This window comes from Paenibacillus tabacirhizosphaerae (assembly GCF_040812395.1).
Taxonomy (GTDB): Bacteria; Bacillota; Bacilli; order Paenibacillales; family NBRC-103111; genus Paenibacillus_E.
On record NZ_JBFNXH010000002.1, the window covers coordinates 39,149 to 59,246 of the forward strand.

At 48.2% G+C, this 20,098-nt stretch carries 17 protein-coding genes; 15 read left to right on the forward strand and 2 right to left on the reverse strand.

Going from position 1 to position 20,098, the window contains the following annotated elements:
* Positions 1 to 58: 58 nt before the first annotated feature.
* The 3 genes from ABRS97_RS03105 (at position 59) to ABRS97_RS03115 (ending at position 3,737) form a co-directional block, all read left to right on the forward strand.
* Complete coding sequence (locus ABRS97_RS03105) at positions 59 to 1,372, forward strand: ABC transporter substrate-binding protein (protein ID WP_367811441.1); 1,314 nt, start codon at positions 59 to 61, stop codon at positions 1,370 to 1,372.
* Between the two features lie 110 nt (positions 1,373 to 1,482).
* The gene (locus tag ABRS97_RS03110) at positions 1,483 to 2,712 is read left to right on the forward strand and encodes an MFS transporter (RefSeq protein ID WP_367811442.1); all 1,230 of its coding nucleotides are present in this window, start codon (positions 1,483 to 1,485) and stop codon (positions 2,710 to 2,712) included.
* 71 nt (positions 2,713 to 2,783) lie between these two features.
* Complete coding sequence (locus ABRS97_RS03115; protein ID WP_367811443.1) at positions 2,784 to 3,737, forward strand: NAD(P)/FAD-dependent oxidoreductase; 954 nt, start codon at positions 2,784 to 2,786, stop codon at positions 3,735 to 3,737.
* A 4-nt stretch (positions 3,738 to 3,741) separates the two neighbouring features.
* Here the strand turns inward: ABRS97_RS03115 and ABRS97_RS03120 are convergent, their stop codons facing one another.
* Complete coding sequence (locus ABRS97_RS03120; RefSeq protein ID WP_367811444.1) at positions 3,742 to 4,506, reverse strand: DUF2161 domain-containing phosphodiesterase; 765 nt, start codon at positions 4,504 to 4,506, stop codon at positions 3,742 to 3,744.
* A 153-nt stretch (positions 4,507 to 4,659) separates the two neighbouring features.
* On the opposite strand from ABRS97_RS03120, the gene ABRS97_RS03125 reads away from it, so the two are divergent.
* The 12 genes from ABRS97_RS03125 (at position 4,660) to ABRS97_RS03180 (ending at position 18,778) form a co-directional block, all read left to right on the forward strand.
* Positions 4,660 to 6,045 (forward strand): sn-glycerol-1-phosphate dehydrogenase, encoded by a 1,386-nt coding sequence (locus ABRS97_RS03125; protein ID WP_367811445.1) that lies wholly within the window; start codon positions 4,660 to 4,662, stop codon positions 6,043 to 6,045.
* Between the two features lie 104 nt (positions 6,046 to 6,149).
* Positions 6,150 to 8,045, forward strand: a complete 1,896-nt coding sequence (locus ABRS97_RS03130) for a PrkA family serine protein kinase (RefSeq protein ID WP_367811446.1) — start codon at positions 6,150 to 6,152, stop codon at positions 8,043 to 8,045.
* A gap of 615 nt (positions 8,046 to 8,660) precedes the next feature.
* Positions 8,661 to 9,404: a reverse transcriptase domain-containing protein gene (locus tag ABRS97_RS03135; RefSeq protein WP_367811447.1), complete on the forward strand. Its 744-nt coding sequence runs from the start codon at positions 8,661 to 8,663 to the stop codon at positions 9,402 to 9,404.
* Entirely contained in the window at positions 9,367 to 9,624 is a 258-nt protein-coding gene (locus tag ABRS97_RS03140; RefSeq protein ID WP_367811448.1) for a group II intron maturase-specific domain-containing protein, read from the forward strand. Before ABRS97_RS03135 ends, ABRS97_RS03140 begins: the two co-directional genes overlap by 38 nt.
* Positions 9,625 to 9,940: 316 nt before the next feature.
* Positions 9,941 to 12,454: a choice-of-anchor I family protein gene (locus ABRS97_RS03145; RefSeq protein WP_367811449.1), complete on the forward strand. Its 2,514-nt coding sequence runs from the start codon at positions 9,941 to 9,943 to the stop codon at positions 12,452 to 12,454.
* A 30-nt stretch (positions 12,455 to 12,484) separates the two neighbouring features.
* Positions 12,485 to 14,959, forward strand: coding sequence for an S-layer homology domain-containing protein (locus ABRS97_RS03150; RefSeq protein ID WP_367811450.1), 2,475 nt, complete (start codon positions 12,485 to 12,487; stop codon positions 14,957 to 14,959).
* A gap of 494 nt (positions 14,960 to 15,453) precedes the next feature.
* Complete coding sequence (locus ABRS97_RS03155) at positions 15,454 to 15,678, forward strand: hypothetical protein (RefSeq protein ID WP_367811451.1); 225 nt, start codon at positions 15,454 to 15,456, stop codon at positions 15,676 to 15,678.
* 399 nt (positions 15,679 to 16,077) lie between these two features.
* Positions 16,078 to 16,422, forward strand: coding sequence for a hypothetical protein (locus ABRS97_RS03160; protein ID WP_367811452.1), 345 nt, complete (start codon positions 16,078 to 16,080; stop codon positions 16,420 to 16,422).
* 215 nt (positions 16,423 to 16,637) lie between these two features.
* Positions 16,638 to 17,561: an NAD(P)/FAD-dependent oxidoreductase gene (locus tag ABRS97_RS03165; RefSeq protein ID WP_367811453.1), complete on the forward strand. Its 924-nt coding sequence runs from the start codon at positions 16,638 to 16,640 to the stop codon at positions 17,559 to 17,561.
* A gap of 29 nt (positions 17,562 to 17,590) precedes the next feature.
* The gene (locus ABRS97_RS03170; protein WP_367811454.1) at positions 17,591 to 17,830 is read left to right on the forward strand and encodes a glutaredoxin family protein; all 240 of its coding nucleotides are present in this window, start codon (positions 17,591 to 17,593) and stop codon (positions 17,828 to 17,830) included.
* A gap of 41 nt (positions 17,831 to 17,871) precedes the next feature.
* Positions 17,872 to 18,441 carry a peroxiredoxin gene (locus tag ABRS97_RS03175; RefSeq protein ID WP_367811455.1) on the forward strand — a complete coding sequence of 190 codons (570 nt, stop codon included), beginning with the start codon at positions 17,872 to 17,874 and terminating at the stop codon, positions 18,439 to 18,441.
* Between the two features lie 58 nt (positions 18,442 to 18,499).
* Positions 18,500 to 18,778, forward strand: a complete 279-nt coding sequence (locus ABRS97_RS03180) for a hypothetical protein (RefSeq protein WP_367811456.1) — start codon at positions 18,500 to 18,502, stop codon at positions 18,776 to 18,778.
* 94 nt (positions 18,779 to 18,872) lie between these two features.
* On the opposite strand, the gene ABRS97_RS03185 is transcribed toward ABRS97_RS03180, so the two are convergent.
* Positions 18,873 to 19,931: a LacI family DNA-binding transcriptional regulator gene (locus ABRS97_RS03185; protein ID WP_367859102.1), complete on the reverse strand. Its 1,059-nt coding sequence runs from the start codon at positions 19,929 to 19,931 to the stop codon at positions 18,873 to 18,875.
* Positions 19,932 to 20,098 lie beyond the last annotated feature (167 nt).

A 20,098-nucleotide genomic window follows, 5' to 3' on the forward strand; every position in this document is an offset into this window, starting at 1 on the left:
AGTGTTTACAATAAATTCGTAAGCAGTTAAGAACATCAGAAAAGGGAGGCAATACAAAATGAAGAAATTGACGATGCTTAGCATGGCAACTGTACTCTCACTATCTGTGATTGCAGCAGGCTGTGGTAACAAATCAACTCCAGCACCAGCGGCTTCCAACGGATCGACAGCGACAACTGCACCAGCTTCAGGTAAGCAAGTTACAATTAAAATGTTCCAATTTAAAGTGGAAATTGCTGATCAATTGGGCAAATTAGTTCAAGAATATCAAAAGCAAAACCCGAATGTTAAGATCCAGGTGGACACAGTTGGGGGCGGTGCTGACTATGGCGCGGCTTTGCTTGCAAAGTTTAACTCAGGCGATAAACCGGATATTTTCAACAACGGCGGATTCTCCGATCTGGATAAATGGTTCGATAACCTGGAAGATCTCTCTGATCAGCCATGGGTGAATGATCTAGTAGACGTTGCAAAAGAACCGATGACGAAAAATGGCAAGCTATATGGTCAACCGCTGAATTTGGAAGGCTATGGCTTCATTTATAACAAAGATTTGTTTACAAAAGCAGGTATCACAGAGCTTCCTAAAACGTACACGCAGTTGGAAGCAGCAGCGAAAAAGTTGCAAGATAGCGGTGTTACGCCTTTCGAAACAGGCTATGGCGAATGGTGGGTACTTGGTAACCACTTCGTGAACTTGCCGTTTGCACACCAAAAAGATCCGAATGCCTTTATTGACGGCTTGAACAAAGGCACAGCGAAAATCCCGGGTAATGAACAGTTCAACAATTGGTCCAAACTATTCGACCTTCAATTGAAATATGGTAACAAAAACCCGCTGCAAACCGATTACAACACGCAAGTTACTGACTTTGCGACAGGTAAAGCGGCTATGACGCAGCAAGGTAACTGGACTCAAGTGCAGATTTCCAAAACAAATCCAGACTTGAAAATTGGCTTCTTGCCAATGCCAATCAGCGATGATGCAGCAGAAAACGATAAGTTGCTCGTGGGCGTACCGAACAACTGGGCTATTAACAAAAACTCTGCTGTTAAAGACGAAGCTAAGAAATTCTTGAACTGGATGGTAACATCGGATATTGGTAAGAAATACATTACAGAAGAATTCAAGTTCATTCCTGCCTTCAAGTCAATTCCTGCTGATGAGAAAATACTTGGACCTTTGGCTTCCGATATTATCAAATACAGCAAAGAAAACAAAACATTGAGCTGGAACTGGTTCAAATTCCCAGGCGGCGAAGCGACAAGCAAAAAATACGGCGATATTATGCAAGGTTACATCGCGAAGAAGTATACGAAAGATCAAATGCTGGATGAATTCCAGAAAACATGGGATAGTCTTAAGAAGTAAGCCGAATATGATCAAATATAAAGCCTCAGCGTCTAAGCTGGGGCTTTTTGCCGTTTAACAGGACGATCACGGGCTGTTACAATGGGGTAGACTGGAGGGTAACGATACATATGGGATTTAGTGCCTGGCTTCAACAAAAACGGAATCCGCTTCCATTAGAAAAACAACTATCTCGCGAAGCGATCATTTCGTTGGTTATTCATTCGACTTTTCAATTCGGTGCTTCAATGTCAGGTGTGTTTTTGAATTTGTACTTGTGGCGACTTACACAAAGTCTTGCTGTAAACGGTTTCTACAACATTCTTGTATTCCTCATAACACCACTGGGGTTCGCGATTGGCGGATGGATGATCAAGAAGAAAGATCGGATGGTATCTTATAGATTAGGTATCGTGCTAATTGCTCTCTTTTATTTAAGCGTTATCATTGCACAAGAAAAGTTAGTCGAATATTATGTGCTTTTTGCTATTTTTAACGGGCTTGCTGCTGCCTTTTACTGGGTAGGATATCTTACTTTGATGTATGATGTGTCGACCGAACAAAATCGTATTCGATATTTGGCTTTTAATATGATCTTTTTCACAGCTGCGACTTTGGCAGGTCCGGCGTTGGCTGGCTTTGTTATCAGGCTGCAGGAGGGGTTGCGAGGCTATACGATTGTTTTCTCCATCGCTTTCTTGATGTTTCTGCTGGCAACGGTTATTTCACTAAAGATTAAAGCATCCAGCGGTCACCACAAAGCCTACTACTTAAAATATGCTGGATTGATGATGAAGAAAGACAAAGCTTGGTTGAAATCTTTACTTGGCTTTTTCGGGATGGGCTTGCTGCAAGGAACCATGCTTTTTCTTCCTAACATTCTTTTGTTTAAAGTAATGCCGCGAGAGGATATTGTAGGCTATTTGGGTGTTCTCTACTCCAGCTTAAGTATTGTGATGGGGGTATTTATATCCAAGTATGCACAGTCGAGCAAAGCCCGGATGTATTTAGCTATATCGACGGTCGGTTATTTGATAGGCTCATCTCTGCTCCTTGGGAGCATTAATCTCTGGTCGGTAGTGAGTTTCATGATTCTCTACTCGATATTTGCCCCACTGCAAGGGAATACGATGACCGGCTATTATTACGGGCTTATTTCCACACTTCCGCTAAAAGGTGAATTAAAGGTGGAAAGTGTCGTTGTAAGGGAGTTTTTCTTGAATGTGGGAAGGGTTATTTCGATAGGCTGTTTGATCAATTTCGGCAGCGATCTCGATGGCGGGTCGATCCCTTGGATTTTGCTTATAGCTTCGCTTACGCAGATTGCTCTGGTGTGGTCGATAAAATCTTCGAAAGCATGATTGGATGGTTTGGATGAAAGTGCTCCGTCCCGGGAATCCTAGAAAGTAGTATAACTGGGAGAAGAGGGAACATGATGGAGTATTTTGATAGCATCATTGTTGGCGGCGGTATTGCCGGACTGCAGGCGGCCATTCAGCTGGGAAGATACGAGCATCGGGTGCTGGTTATCGACGCTGGCGCTGGTCGCTCTTCCTTATGCCGCAGCTATCATAACCTACTGGGCTGGCCAGACGGCGTCTCTGGAGAGGAACTGCGCAGCGTAGGGCGTATGCAGGCTGAACGGCTTGGCGTTGTTTTTGCTAAGGATGAAGTTGTTCAGGCTGTGAGCAAAGGAAAGCTGGGAGAAGGTTTTGAGCTATGGGGCAACTCGGGCAAAGGATACGAAGCCAGGACGCTGCTGTTAGCGACAGGGCTAATGGATCGCATGCCGGAAATCACAGGCTTGAAAGAATGCTTAGGCCTAACGGTATACGTGTGTCCGGATTGCGATGGGTATGAGATCAGGGGGCGGCGAACAGTCGTGATGGGCGCAGGAAATGCCGGGGCCCGGATGGCTCTCCGGCTTCGAAGCCGGACGAAAGATCTCATTTATGTCAATCATGAAAATCGGCCGGTAAAAAGCGAACTCCTTGCTGAATTAGATCTTAAAGGAATTGTATATATAGCGGAAGATATTCAAGAAGTTATGGCTGGTGAGGATGGCATTATGGGAGCAGTCCGGCTAGGAAGCGGGAAGTTGATTGAAACCGAACGGGGATTCATTGCTTTTGGCGGCAACGAAGTAAAGTCGGATTTGGCCGGACAGCTTGGTGCTGAGCGGATGGAAAACCGCCACATCGTAACGGATCCGCGCAGCAAAATGACGAGCGTGCCGTTCGTGTGGGCGGCCGGAGACGTCGGCGTGCACGCGGAGCAAGTGACGATCGCCATGGGTGAAGGATCGCAAGCGGCTATTTGGATGAACAAGGCTCTTCAAATGATGAAGGAAGGAGCGAATGCGTATCAAATACTCGTTCGCTCTTAAGAAGCTACAGGGAAGTGGGCAGTTGAGGGGTTGAAGCGGTTCCAGGCTGAGTCGCAACCGGGGATTCTGTTGGCGGAAATGCGGCTACCACATGGGCGTATTCCGCCAATGCTTGCTCGCCTGAAGGTGTAAGATGGTAAATGCCGCGGCTTTGCCGTATGAACCAGTGATAGTAGTTTTTTTGCAGCAGTGAGCTAACGGCTTTGTTGCCTGTGAACGCTCGCAGTTGACGAGGGCTTAGCGGTCCATGCTCACGAAGGAGATGGACACAGTGAAGCGACTTCTCGCGATAAGCCGTCATTAACTTCTGCTGCGAACTGCCGCCGACATTATAGTCGCCGCTGCGTTCATGAAATTCATGCACGACTTGCAAGGCAGCGCGCTTGTTCGAGCGCAAGGTATAAGGGATAGGCTCGCAGACGACATCGACTGCGGGCTTTTTGCGTTTATAGAACTGAACGGTTAGGATACCGAGGCCAAGCATCCTGCATAAGCGCCGTATGTCCTCCCACTGGAGCCGGTGCGGAGCGCGGCCTTTGTTCGGGAGCTCAAATGCGACATATACCTGCTGGGTCAAGCGGAGCCGGTCAATGCCCTGTACAAGAAGCGGGATGTTGAAGCTCTTCTTCAACTCAACAACGACAGGAGGCTCCTCACCGCGAATGGCAACTAAATCGCAGTGCTTGACTTCACCTCGAACCGTATAGCCCTGCTGTTCAAAATATTGTTTAATCGGCGCATACAGCTCCGTTTCGGTTTGGATGGGCATGTCCCTTCTGCTTCCCCTATCTACATTGCTTAGTAATCAGAATTTGTATCATTATAGCATAGCTTTTGTTAGAATAGGGGGAGAAACTAACTTGTACGTACATGTTAATTTAAGAAAGGAAAGTACGCACGAAGTCGTAGGAGGGCAAGCAGAATGTCGAATCAAAACCGTGATAACTTACAAGAGCAAATGAAGAATGCTACTCAGGAGCATTCTGTTTTGGATGAATGGCTGGGCCAGAGCTTCAATTGTGCTTGCGGCCACAAGCATGAGGTTCCGATTCGTCGCATCGTTATCGAGCGAGGCGCTATAGAGGCTGCAGCCGGCTATGTGAAGGAAGCCGGCTACAGCCATGTAACTCTTGTTGCGGACCAGAGGACGCAGCAAGCGGCTGGCTTGCACTTGCGCGGACTGCTGGAGGCTGCGCAAGTGCACGTGTCGGTCAGCGTGATTCGCGAGAACACGCTGGGAGAGGTTGCCGCCGATGAGGAGGCGATCGTGCAGGTACTGCTCGACACGCCGCTGTCGTCGCAAGCGCTCGTGGCCGTGGGAGCGGGCACCGTCCACGATATTGTCCGGTTCGTCAGCCATCGGACGAAGCGCCCGTTCTTGTCCGTGCCGACGGCGCCGTCCGTCGACGGCTTCGCTTCCGTGGGGGCGCCGCTCATCGTTCGCGGCTTCAAACAGACGATCCCCGCCAGCTCGCCCGAGGCAATCTTCGCTGATCTTGCGCTGCTCGCAGAGGCGCCGCAGGCCATGATCGCCGCCGGTCTTGGCGATATGCTCGGCAAGCACACGTCCCTCGCCGACTGGGCGCTCGGCCGCGTGCTGCTTGACGAGCATTACTGCGAGCTGAGCGCTCGCTTGACCCTGGAGGCCGTGGACTTGTGCACGGCCCATGTGGACGAGATCGCGCAGCGCACGGATCTCGGCATGCGCAAGCTTATGGAAGGCCTGATTTTATCCGGCCTCTCCATGCTCCTGGTCGGCCATTCCCGGCCGGCCTCAGGGGCTGAGCACCATCTCTCCCACTATTGGGAGATGGTGCTACTGCAGCAGCGCCGCAGGGCGCTGCTGCACGGCGCGAAGGTCGGCGTCGCGACCGTTCTGATGGCGCAGCGCTATGAGGCGCTGCTGGGGCTTACGGCCGGCGAGGCCGAGAGGCGCCTCGCGCAAACCGCGGTCCCCAGCGAGCAGTCGGATGCGCTGCGCATCCGGCAAGCTTATGGGGACATGGCGGAGCAGGTCATCGCCGAGAACTTCCCGGCGGATGCCAAGGGCATTGATGCGCGCAAGCTGAAGGCGCGCATCGCTGAGCGCTGGGACGATGTGCAGGCCATCGCCCGCGCGGTTCCTGCGCCGGAACAGCTGAGCGCTTGGCTCAAGGCTGTGCAGGGTCCTGTCACGACCGGGCAGCTTGGCGTGGAGCCGGAGCTGCTGGAAGCTTCTTTGCAGGATGCGCTGTTCGTCCGCAACCGGTTTACGATCTTACGCTTACAGCGTCTGCTGGAAGGTCCTATTGAAATCCATTTGACATAAAAATTTCGGGAAACTTATCCTCCATGGGTGCATAGGATTGTAATACACAATTCACCATCACGAGCTGACCTGATTTTGAGAGGCGGCAGTGAAAGGAGGTACCCATGGACATATTCAAAAGAATTACGGAGCATCGTACGGAGAAGGAACTACTAGCCTGGAACGGTACGTTCGCGGAGTACATAGAGTTGGTTCGTAAACATCCTGGCCTCGCGAAAACCGCGCACTCAAGAGTATATGAAATGATTGCTTCGCAAGGCATTAATGATCAAAGCGGCCACAAGTCCTACAAATTTTTCAATCAAGAAATTTTCGGCCTTGATCGCGCCATTGAAAAGCTTGTAGAAGAATACTTTCACTCCGCCGCTCGTCGATTGGATGTTCGTAAGCGCATTTTGCTGCTGATGGGTCCTGTCAGCGGAGGAAAGTCAACGATTGTGACCATGCTGAAACGCGGGTTGGAGCAATTCTCCAAATCCGATTTAGGGGCCGTTTATGCGATTAAAGGTTGCCCGATGCATGAGGATCCGCTACATTTGATTCCTGGGGAGCTTCGTTCTGAGGTTGAGCGGGAGCTTGGCGTTCGAATTGAAGGAACCCTGTGTCCTTCCTGTCAAATGCGCCTTAAAACGGAGTATAACGGCTGTATAGAAGATGTGCTCGTTGAGCGTGTGCTTGTTTCTGAAGAAGCGCGTATCGGCATCGGTACTTTCTCCCCGTCCGATCCCAAATCTCAGGATATTGCCGATTTGACGGGAAGTATAGATTTCTCTACGATCACCGAATTCGGTTCGGAATCGGACCCGCGCGCGTATCGTTTCGATGGTGAGCTGAATAAAGCGAACCGCGGCATCATGGAATTTCAGGAAATGCTGAAATGCGACGAGAAATTCCTGTGGAATTTGCTTTCCTTGACGCAAGAAGGCAACTTTAAAGCGGGACGCTTTGCCTTGATAAGCGCAGATGAACTCATTATAGCTCATACGAATGAGACGGAATACAAATCGTTCATCGCGAACAAAAAGAACGAAGCATTGCAATCGCGGATGATCGTCATGCCAATCCCGTATAATCTGCGGGTGTCGGATGAGGAGAAAATTTATTACAAGCTCATTGGCCAGAGCGATATGTCGCATATTCATAGCGCTCCGCACGCCTTGCGGGTGGCGGCTATTTTCTCCATTCTTACCCGTTTGAAGGAAACGAAGAAACAAGGGATGGATTTAGTCAAAAAAATGCGCATGTACGACGGTGAGGTCGTGGAAGGCTATAAAGAAGCTGATCTTAAGGAAATGCAAAATGAATTTATCGAGGAAGGCATGAGCGGCATTGACCCCCGGTATGTCATAAACCGGATTTCCAGCGCTTTGATCCGTCAGGATCTTCAGTGTATTAACGCGTTGGATGTGCTGCGCGCTCTGAAAGATGGGTTGGATCAGCATCCGTCGATCACGAAGGATGAGCGGGAACGCTATCTCAATTTCATCTCCGTAGCCCGTAAGGAATACGATGATATTGCGAAGAAAGAAGTGCAGAAAGCTTTCGTATATTCGTTCGAAGAGTCAGCCAAAACGTTGTTTGACAACTATTTGGATAACATTGAAGCCTACTGTAACTGGGGTAAAATCAAAGACCCGTTAACCGGTGAGGAAATGGATCCGGATGAGCGGCTGATGCGTTCGATCGAGGAGCAAATCGGCATCTCGGAAAATGCGAAGAAAGCGTTCCGCGAAGAAATTTTAATTCGCATCTCTTCGTATTCCCGCAAAGGCCGGAAATTCGATTACAGCAGCCATGAACGGCTGCGTGAAGCGATTGAGAAGAAGCTGTTTGCCGATTTGAAGGATATTGTGAAGATTACGACCTCAACGAAAACGCCGGACGAGAAGCAGCTGAAGAAAATCAATGACGTTACGAAGCAATTAATCGATGAGCACGGTTACTGCCCGGTATGCGCGAATGAACTGCTGCGTTATGTGGGGAGCCTTTTGAACAGATAAAATAGTGTGAGTGTCTAAGGCCATGGATGGGAATCCATGGCTCTTTTAATAGAATGTTTGAATCCTTCACAGAACTTAGGTGCCACCGCGGTTTGGATCACCCCATACCGCCTCGATCTACGATGGATCGTCTATTTTGCATGGGTGAGCGGAACGTAGGTGCGTTAAGAGGCGGTGTTTTCGGTTGCAGGGACGTTTCGCGAAACTACCGTGCGTTATGAACAGGAAATGTTGGGTTTTCGGCACGATTTTCGCTCATTTAACGCACCCTAGTTCCTCTTCAGGGGGAGGAAAGGGACGTTACCGTGGAATAAGGCTTCGTAGTTCCGTCAATATCGCTGTGTATGGGGCATGTGAGGTCCGGAGTACCTCCTCCTCCACTCTCTTGTGAAGCTTGCGGAGGTGAAATGTACCCGGAAACTTGCAGGGGTGTTCATGGACAGGAATACCGAATGGAAGACAGATAAGGGAGAAGAGAAGTGGAAGGCAGCACTGAGTAGCACAGACGAGGGGATGGGTGTGGGGTAGAGAAGCGATAGCGGTTGGAACCCCATTCCCAATCCACTCCCTTTCGCCATATATGGTCTATACCAAGGACGCCGCTAGGCTTTTTTCTTGACAGATGCGCGCCTAGCCAAGCTAGGCACAAACGGAAAACCTCGCCCGCTCGGAATTCCCGCTATCCGTGATCGCGTTGTGCAAATAGCAACGAAGCTGGTGCTCGAGCCGATTTTTGAAACGGAATTCAAGGAATGCTCCTATGGATTCCGTCCAAAACGGGATATTAGAGGAGCAATCCGTCACATTCTGCGTGCCGTGAGAAAAGGTGTTTACTGGGTAGTAAATGTGGATATTTCTGGGTATTTTGAAAACATTTCGCATGAGAAGTTGATGAAGCTTGTGGAGCAACGAGTAAGCGACAGAAGAATACTCAAGCTCATCCGGAAATGGTTGAAGGCAGGCTTCGTAAAAGATGATCAGTTCTACGAAACTGACCTTGGAAGTCCACAGGGCGGCGTCATTAGTCCGTTGCTTGCAAACATCTATCTGAATTATCTCGACACGAACTGGGAAAACAAATTCACTGAACTTGGTACACTAGTCCGCTATGCGGACGACCTCGTCATCCTATGCAAAACCAAGGATCATGCCTTAGAATCAATCAACGTTTTGAAAGCAGTATTCGGCAAGTTTGAACTACAAATGAACACGTCGAAGTCGAAGCTTATCTATCTGTGGAATGGCAATGTGGGATTCGACTTTCTATGGAGTAGATTACCACATTTTGCGAAGCTACCCCTCGAAGAAAGCCATGAAGAAGATGAAGGAGAAGGTAAAGGAAGTCACCGAGCCACGTAATCGACTGTACTGGACAATGAGCAAAATGAAAGAGGAACTTAACCCTAAAATTCAGGGGTGGAGAAATTACTACGCGATGGACAGCTTTGCCGACATCTTCCTGAACAAAATCGACTGGTATATTCGAAAGAGAGTCATGCTGTTTTGGAACAAGTCGCGTCAGTCTACAACTTTATTATCTAAATCTAGTACTTTATTGTTCAGTCTACGACTTAATTAATTGGAAACACAAAGCACATATGTTTGTGGCGCGAAGTCATGGCACAAACATACGCGCATAATCGTTTTACGACACAAACATATACGCATAATCGGCAATGCCGCTGATTTTATTGAAGACCTTGCCGCCGAGACGCTAGACTCGACTTGCGATTGATACATGTATCCGAAAGCCTAGGGAATAATCCCTCGGCTTTTTTAGTGGAATGAATAGGGATTTTTTTACAATATCTTAGTAAAAGGAAAATATTTGAATTACATTTCTACTATAAAATGCTAGATAGCAATAGAATTTATAGTAGAGGACTGATTAAACGTTGAAGCAGAAATATAAAAGACTGATTTCAGGTCTCGTCGTTGCGAACATGGTTGGAGCGATGATCACCAGTATGCCGATAACGGCGAACGCATCGGATACTGTTGGGGCTTCAGCTGCCAGCGCAACAGTCAGCTCAAGCACTTATTCCAAGCCGGACACGCTAAACATCACGAAGATCGCCAACTATTCGGTAGGTAAAACGAACAAAGATGGCGGCGTGGCGGAAATCGTCAAGTACAACAAGGACAACGGCAAGTTTTACTTGGTTAACGGTGTAATTAAAACATTAGAAATTGTACCTTTAACTTCGGCCGGGGGCACTTTAACAAAGGAAAAATCGATTAATATTGGAGCGCTCGCTGAAACCAACGGATTCCAGTACGGGGATCTTACAAGCGTTGACGTCAATACGGCTACCGATAAGATTGCCTTAGCGGTACAAGAGCTGGATTCGGCAAAAAACGGTAAAATCATGGTGCTCGATTACGACGGCAATCTCTTGAAAACCTATGAAGCCGGCGTACAGCCCGACATGGTCAAGTTTACTTCCGACGGGCGCTACATACTGACTGCCGACGAGGGCGAGCCGCGAGTTGCGGGCATGGATCCGCAGGGCAGCGTGACCATCGTGGATACTCAAAATGATTCGGTAACCCATGTTAAATTCGACAAGCCAGAACTCATCGATAATCTCGTTCATATTCGTGGCGCATCCGATTCTACTACGGGTCTAGTGACCGGCAGCGGTTCAAAGGCGGATGCTGTTACGGATCTGGAGCCGGAGTATATTGCATTGTCCGGTGACGAATCGATCGCTTACGTCAGTTTGCAGGAAAATAATGCGATTGCGGCGATCAACATGTCCACGAAATCTTTGATTTCCGTCAAGGGACTTGGTTACAAAGATTTTAGAAAGTCCAGCAATTCTTTGGACCTCGTGAACGACGGGCAATTCAAGCTGGAAAATGTTCCTTTCTACGGGATGTATATGCCGGACGGTGTAGCTGCATACAAGGTGGGAAGCACCACGTATTTATTCACGGCTAACGAAGGCGATGAGACGGATTGGAGCGGAAGAAAGAATGGCTCGAGCATCGGCGATCTCAAAGGAAGCCTCAATACGAATTCAGCGGCCGCAAAATTCCTGAACGGAAAAACGACGTACGACAAAGTAACGGTAGCCGGAGATATGGGTACCGATAACGTTTATCTGTATGGCGGAAGATCGTTCTCTGTTTGGAATGCGGAAACGATGCGTCAGGTTTATGACAGCGGGAATGACTTTGAATCGATTACGGCCGAGCGCCTGCCTGATAACTTCAACGCCAGCAACAGCAAGACGACTAAGGATGACCGCAGCCCCAAGAAAGGGCCTGAGCCGGAATATGTCACTGTCGGGAAAGTCGGAAATAAAGTGTTCGCATTTATCGGATTGGAGCGGACTGGCGGTGTGATGACATATGATGTCACGAATCCGGAACATCCTGTTTTCGCAAATTATATCAATACACGAAAGTGGACGCCGAAGGACACTCTGGCCACCGACACCGGACCGGAAGGACTTGATTTCATTCCGGCGTCGGAAAGCCCGACCGGATTCCCATTGCTCTTGGTCGCGAACGAGGTTGGCGGCACGATTGCCGTGCTGCAATTAGATGTAGTGACGCTCAGCGGCCCAACCAGCTTGATCGTCGGTGAAACCTCGGTTGCAGAAGCGACCTATGGCGGCATGAAACTTACTTCCTCTTCGGGAGTCACCTTTACGAGCAGCAATACAGCGGTGGCTGAAATCGGCAGCACGAGCGGCCAAATCACCGCGAAAAACGAAGGTCAAACCGTAATTACGGCAACTTATGGAGCGATAAACGGAAGTTATACACTGAATGTCAACTCGCAAAACATCAAGGTTCAATTGCTGGCGACGAGTGACCTGCATGGCAACATCGACTCCAAGTTTAATGAAAAAGACTCCGGCATCAATGAAGACCTGGACGGCGACACCAAGAAGGACAAAGATCTCGGCGGCATGCAGTACATGGCGACATATATCAATGCGAAAAAAGCGGAGAATCCGAATACCCTCATGCTTCACTCTGGAGATATGGTGGGAGCAAGTCCGCCGTTATCTGCGTTGTTCCATGACGAGCCGACGATTGAGGTATTGAATGAAATCGGCTTCGATGTCGGCGCTGTAGGCAACCATGAGTTCGACGAAGGAACGGCTGAGCTGATCCGCTTGATTCAAGGCGGAGCACATGTCGACGGCACAGGCTCTCCAAATTACACAGGGATGAAGTACCCGATTCTCGGAGCCAACGTCAAGTTTAAAGCGAACCATGAGCATGCGCTACCTCCTTACGCGGTAAAAGAAGTTGCCGGAACCAAAATCGGATTTATCGGCGTCGTCACCGAAGAAACGCCGCATATCGTCATCCCGACAGGCATTCAAGATCTTGAATTTACGGATGCTGTGGAAGCGGTGAACGAAGCGGCCGCCGAACTGAAAGCTTAAGGCGTCAAAACGATCGTAGTTCTTGCACATATGAGCGCGGATCAAGGGACAAACGGATCTTTCACGGGCGAAGCCGTAGACCTAGCCAATAAGGTCGATGATGAAATTGATGTCATTTTTGCGGCGCATAACCATAAGCGGGTTAACACGACAATCGACGGCAAGCTGGTCGTCGCTGCTTGGGAATACAGCAAAGCGTTGATGGATGTCGATCTGGAAATCGACCGTACGACAGGCGATGTTGTTTCGAAAAAGGGGCAAATCCTATACAACTTCCGGACGGTTACACCTGATACTGACGTACAAACAATTATCGATGATTACAATGTGAAAGCAGGCCCGAAGCTGAAAGAAATCGTCGGTACGAACGTCAATGCTATGGTACAAAACTATCCGGGTAAAGGAACGGGTATAAACAACGACTTCCCATTAGGTAACCTGATCGCCGATGCGATGAAAGCCGAATTGAACGCGGACTTCGCCATGATGAACGGCGGCGGCGTACGGGCACCGCTCAATGAAGGTTCGATCACGTGGGAAGAGCTGTTCTCGATTCAACCTTTCAGCAACACACTCATCAGGGTCGAGGTGACCGGAGCAGAGCTCAAGGAAATCGTTGAGGCGCAGCTCGGTACGAACCCGATGTACGGACCGGATTCCCACGTGGGTGGATTCCGGTATACGTGGACGCAAGTCGGAACGAAGCGCAAAGTGATCGATTTGACGTTCCCTGACGGAACGCCGATTCCGGCGAACGGCACGTACACGCTTGTCGTAAACAGCTTTATGTACACAAGCAATGACGCGAGATACATCAAAATGCATACACTTGGCAAAAATGCGTTGCAAGGACCGGAAGATTTGCAGGCAACCGTGAAATTTGTGAAAAATCATCAAGGACCGATCGATTATGTATCGGAAGGACGTATCCGCGAGATTGTTGCGCCGGCTTCGATAACAACGGGCGAGAAGATTCAACTGTCGGGCAGTCCGGTGAACATTGTCGTTCCATCTGGAGTGACTGGAACAAGTGTACAAGTTACAACGGCTACATATGGAAGCAACAAACAGGCTACGGTGCCATCCGTGGAAGTGAAGGCAATCACTTCTATCGGCGACGTTAGCGTCAAAATCCCGAACGGAGCTACAATAACCGCTCCTTTAAATTGGGACGGAACAATTAAGTTGCCGGAAGTTCTGCCTAACAACAGCGTAACAGTCAATAATGGAACGGTTGCAGCGGTCATCGAGATTGGTTCACCGAACGTCACGCTGACCTTCGATAAAGCGGTAAGGCTGCTTATTCCGAACCAGGCGGGGAAAAAGGCCGGATTTATACGCAGCGGTATTTTCACTCCGATCACGAACACGGTAAGCGCGGATTCCCAAGAAGCTGCAGATAAAGAGATTGCGGCTGGCGGCGAGGCTAAAATCGACGTAGGCAGCGACCTGGTTATTTGGACCAAGCACTTTACTCAATTTGTCAGCTATACATCTAGCAATAGCCAAAGTGATTACCACAGCAGCGGCAGCGGCACTTCTTCCGCTACCTCCGGCCTCGCCATTACAGCCTCAGCCGGCGGTACCGTCGAACTGAACGGAGCTAAAATCGCTATTCCTGCGGGTGCAATGAAGTCAGACGCCAAAGTTACTGTAGAAAAAGTAACAAACACGGCAGATCTCGTTAAAGATTCGACCTTTAAGCTGGTAAGCGACGTGTTTGAAATAAAGAAAGACGCCGAAGGCGAGTTTACTAAAGACGTTACGATCACGCTGCCGTTTGATAAAACAAAGACGGATTTAGCAAAATCAACGGTATCGATTTATTGGTTTGATGAATCATCGGAAAAATGGATGGAACTGGATAATCCTAAGGTCGATGCGGATCAAGCAATCGTTACCGGGTCGGTGAAGCATTTTACGAAGTTTGCCATTCTGGCGAAGAATAAAGGGCAGTCTTCCACACAGGGGGCTGAACCTGCTTCTTTAGAGCTTTCCGACATTAAAGGACACTGGGCGGAAACTAACATCCGCGAGCTTATCAAGTCGGGCGCCATTGATGGATATCCAAAAGGAACGTTCAGTCCTGAGAAAAGCATCACCCGCGCGGAATTTGCATCCGTTCTTGTCAAAGCGTTCAAGCTGCAGGAGAAAAGCGGGAAAGGATTTGCGGACACCGCTAACCATTGGGCGAAGAAATCCATCGAAACGGCAGCGGCCTATGAGATCGTCTCGGGGTACAGCGTAAGCACGTTCGGACCTGACGACTTGATTACCCGTGAGCAAATGGCAGTCATGATCGCAAAAGCGGCTAAGCTCCCGGCAGCTTCTAGCAATAAAACATTTGCAGACAGTGCGGAAATTTCCGATTGGGCCAAAGCTTCAGTGGCTTCGGCTGTGGCAAACAGCATTGTGAACGGCTACGAGAATGGGGCCTTCAAGCCTAATGCGAATGCTACACGCGCTGAAGCAGTAACGGTGATTGTGAAAGCATTGAAAAAATAGTAAGTTAAATAGTTGAAAGAGGCTGTCCCATAAGTCATTAAAATGTCAGAGGTACAGCCTCTTCTTCATTTTGTAAAACAAAAAGAAAGCGATCTTGAACGGGAATGGGATCAAGTTCTTGTCATCCGGCGACAACAAACAACAACTTTATGTCGAGTGTCAAGAAAATAGATCGATGCCGCAGGTTTATGTATCGAAAAATCGTCATCTTTTGAAAAAGTTTTAGACTGCCCCGTAATTGTACGCTGAAACAAAATACATCGCAAAAGAAGCCTTGTATGGGTTTACACGCAAAAGGACCGTCAGGATGTTTTCCCTGACGGTTTTTCTTGCTTTGAGCAAGACTTCCTGCTTCTCTCCGAGCGCACCAGGGGTCCGTTGAAAAAGCCTGATCACGTTACGCATTCCTATGCGGGATGAGGTCTTTTTTTCTATCACCGACTCTATGAATCTCTCATATACTAATACATCTTAATGCAGGGGAGGATCAGGTTATGAGGTTAGGAAGTAAGATGAAGAAAACGGGTTCTTTTCTTTTAATAATTGTTGGATTTCTATCGTATGTGATGACCTGGCAGGTGAACTTGCTGTCACCTCTGGGGGGGGTATTCATAATGGGCGGCAGTATCGCTATGGCCATTCTCATATGGTTGGATGCAGAAGAATCCCAACTGCTGAGTGGAAAAAAAGATGTCGGAAGATCAAAAACGGGCAGCTGATCAGCAGGAGAAGAATTCCCCCCAGAAACCTTCCAATGAGCCCCGGAAATTAATAGACTTGTTTGGTTTTGGCAAAATCTTAGATAAGCTTCCCCTCCATAAACTTTCCGCGCGTATGGCTTACTGTATGTTATTTGATCTGCTTTTGTTGTTGTTTGTGCTAATCCTTAGAGCTTCGGGTATTCAAATGAATGAGTTTCCGAACTCATGGGATTTGAGGTTTATTGTTAGTACGACGATCGTTGTTTTTTTCGTCGGACTCAGTGATCTGTGGAACGGACCAAGGAGATGAGGCGGGATAAATGCCCATTTTCAAAAATCGTATTCACCAACTAGGCACTAGCACACATACAGTATATTAGGCAAATAACCCATACAGAAATGTGAGTGATTACGAAGATGACAAAACTAGAAGATCAAGAATTCCGGCCGCCTGTTGGTGGCGGGCACGGTCCAGGCGGGTTTGGCCATGGAGGTCCGGGCGGCCTAGGAGGACCCGGCGGGTTTGGACACGGCGGCCTAGGAGGACCTGGCCATGGATTTGGCCACGGCGGTCCCGGATTTGGCCCTGGACACTTTGGCCACGGCCATGGTCACTTTCACGGTCATAATGTAGATTTATTTCCTTTGGTTGTGACTACTCCTTATGTGTATAATCAGCCTTATCCGGTGTATCCTTATTATCCGTACCCATGCCCATTTCCGCCTTATCAATACCCGTGCCCTTATCCCTACTATGGGTAACAATTTGCATGCAGTTTCTGCTCTGTTTTAAGCAGGAAGGCTTCTCAATATTGAGAGGCTTTTTTTATTTTCAATTCGACATGAAGCAAAAGGGAGTTATCTTATTTATAATTATTATAAAAAAGGATTGACTTTATTTAAGATCTTAATTATAATAATTATTATCTGATAGATATTCTCAGTTTGATGATGAAATGAAAGGAAGGTGAGCAAACATGTACGATGTCATTATTGTTGGCGCAGGCCCTGCGGGTGCTTCCGCTGCGATTTATACAGCAAGAGGCAATTTAAAAACACTGGTCATCGATAAAGCCCCTAACACAGGCGCACTCGCGATTACACATAAAATTGCTAACTACCCTGGTGTTATTGGGGAGCTATCTGGCAAAGATCTGCTGGACACGATGCGTGATCAGGCCAAGGGCTTTGGCGCCGAATTCGTTCAAACGACGATTACCGCTGTGGATGTGGAAGGCGATACCAAATACGTTTTCACCGCTGATGGGATATATGAAGGTAAGTCCATCATTATCGCGACAGGCTCCAAAGGCCGCAACCGGATGCTGCCAGGGGAAGAAAATCTGATGGGGCGCGGGGTTAGCACATGTGCAACCTGTGATGGTGCTTTCTTTGAAGGAAAGACGGTCGCGGTAATTGGCGATTCGGAGGAAGCGCTGGAAGAAGCGCAGGCGCTCGCTAAGTTCACAGAAAAAATTTACTTCGTTGTTCCGCGTCCTGAACTTCAAGGTGTTCATCATGTGCCTGAGCTGCTAAATACAGAGCTGCTTTACAAAACAAAAGCGCTGGAAGTCGTGGGGGATCAGCAGGTTAAAGGGCTGAAAATTCGCACAGCGGCAGGTGCCGAGGACGTGTTGGCGGTAGACGGGGTCTTCGTATTCCTGTCAGGCAGCAAGCCTGGAACGGATTTCCTTCAGGATCAAGTACCGCTGGACGAAGAAGGCTTCATGATCCTTGACAGTTCCATGCAATCCCAGGTTGCTGGCGTTTTTGGAGCGGGGGAAGTTAGACGCACACCTGTTAAGCAGGCTGTAGTCGCGGCGGCAGATGGCGCTATCGCGGCGATGGCGGTCGACAAATTTATCAACAAGCGCGCTCAATTAATTCCGCAGTACAAATAATCTAACATACCCGATTAGGAGATGAAGCTATGTCTAATGTAGTTGTTTATTCCAGTACAAATTGCCCTTATTGCCAACAGTTGAAGAAATATTTAACCGAACAGAACGTCGCTTATGAAGAAAGAAATATAGATCTGAACGATCAATTCGGACAAGAACTTCACGATATGGGGCTCATGTCATTGCCTGTAACGGTCATCGGCGAGCACAAAATTCTAGGCCTTAATGTTACGAAATTGAAAAAAGCTTTAGCTGAAGTCGCTAGCTAATATAGAGATTTATTAAAAAATCGGATAAGAAAGGAAACGAAATGATGACACAAACAACGCTGCAACAAACCTATCCATTTGCTAAAATAGGACAACCTGCACCTTCCTTCTCCCTGCTTTCAACGAAAAATATGGAGACTTTGGAAGAAAAAATTTCGCTGGAAGATTACCGTGGAAAATGGCTCGTTTTCTTCTTCTGGCCGTTCGACTTCACCTTCGTTTGTCCAACTGAAATTACGGCCTTCAGCGATAGTTACGAGCAGTTTCTAGAGTTGGATACTGAGATTGTCGGCGCTTCCGTGGACAGTGTTTATACGCATAGAGCTTGGACGCAAACACCGCGCGAGCAGAACGGGATCGGTCAAGTCAAGTTCCCTTTGGTCAGCGACTTTTCCAAAGAAACGGCACATGCGTATGGCGTGCTGGATGATGAAACCGGAGCTGCGCACCGCGGATTGTTTATTATTGATCCGGAAGGCGTTTTGCGCTATCAGGTTGTAACGGATATGAACGTAGGGCGCTCTGTGGATGAGACGCTGCGTGTGCTTCAAGCGCTTCAAGCCGGCGGGTTGTGTCCAGCGAATTGGAAGCCCGGTCAGAAGACATTGTAAGTGTGCCTAAAGTATAATAAAATGACTTATTATACGTGGACAGCGAGGTAAATCGTGAATGCTTCAATCCATCTCAGACAAGCTATTTATGGGATCGTTAATCTTATTGATGATATCCGTGGTTATTAGCGGTATTGGTTTTCAGTTCGTTAACTGGCGTTCGCAAGTTAATGATGAAATAGACGGAGAAGAACAAGGGAGCAATTCAAGGAGCAGCGCCAGGAAGAAATCCATCATGGATAAACAAGATAAGAGCTTACGAAGACTGTATCGTTCGTACTTGTTTTGGATCGCTGTGGCAGGGATTCTGGTATCGATTGGATTATCCTATTTGTAAAATAAAGTGAGGAGCCAGGCGTTCAATGTGAACGTCAGGCTCTTTTTTTTGTTTGACGGGATACATGATCTCCCTTATCAAGGAGAAAGTAAGGTTAACCGGAATCGCGTCCAATGAAGCGGGAAGTGAGCAAAATTTTCTCAGCCTGTCTGCCGGGATGCTGCATTCGATACAGAAGAGTCTCTACCGCTCGGATTCCGAGGGATTCTTTCGCAAGCTCGATTGTGCTGAGCGGTGGATGCGCATAAGCGGCAGCGTCGATATTGTCGAAACCCAATATCCTGATTTGCTCGGGGATGCCAAAGCCTCTGCGCTTTAGGAGGGGGATAAGATCCAGAGCTAAGTGGTCGTTCGCGCAAATGATGCCATCAGGCACAGTATCGGGCGAGAGGGTGGCCACTTTCCGCTCCAAGCTTGCAATCATGTGAGGCTGGGAATAAGGAACATTCCATTTTTTAAAGGAAATTTCATCGAGCGAGCCCGCCATATCCTCCATGGCTAATCGGCACCCTAGCCAACGCTCTTTGAAGCTGACGGCAAAAGAGTCGTCGCCTACGAAAATGATTCGTTTGCAGCCGGCGGCCAGTAGTCGCTGGCAAGCCATTTTGCCGGAGTCCATGTTATTGTTCAGTACGCAATCAATATCAACAAGGGGCTCGTAATGGTCAATCAATACAACGGGCAACCCGGTTTGGTTTAATGAAATGATGGATAGGGACGGGAATTTTCCCGCTAAAATATGGCCAACGCAGTGCGCCTTATTGACATAAGTCGGTATTTGCAGTTGGTGATTGTGGCTAAAGGGAACAGGTACAATCAGGTGCTCATACCCCAGTTCCTTGCTTGCAGTCGCGATGCCAGCGAGAACTTTGCTCCAGAATGAATTGTCCTGTTGATACATTGTTTGGATCCAGACGAGGATATAGGGCGATATCTCAGGCTCGTGCGAATGTTTATCTTTAGCTGCTGGAAGTGCAGTCTGGTCGGGGGAACGGGAAGCCTTTACTTTATAGCCTAGCGTACGGGCTGCCTCTTCAATGCGCAAACGATTTTCATCGCTAACGCCGGTTTTACCGGATAAAGCTTGGGAAACGGTATATTTGGACAATCCGAGTCGGTCGGCAATCGTCTGCATCGATATTTTCTTACTCATCATAGTCACCTTCTTCGTCTTTAGATCTACATAACAAAGCTAACGAATTAATTGTCGATTAGATTGATATAGATGTCAAGATATGGGGTGTCAATAATTTTTCGAAAAATAGCATTGACCTAATCAGTAAAAGTGATTACATTAGGTGAATAATTACTATTTGTTAG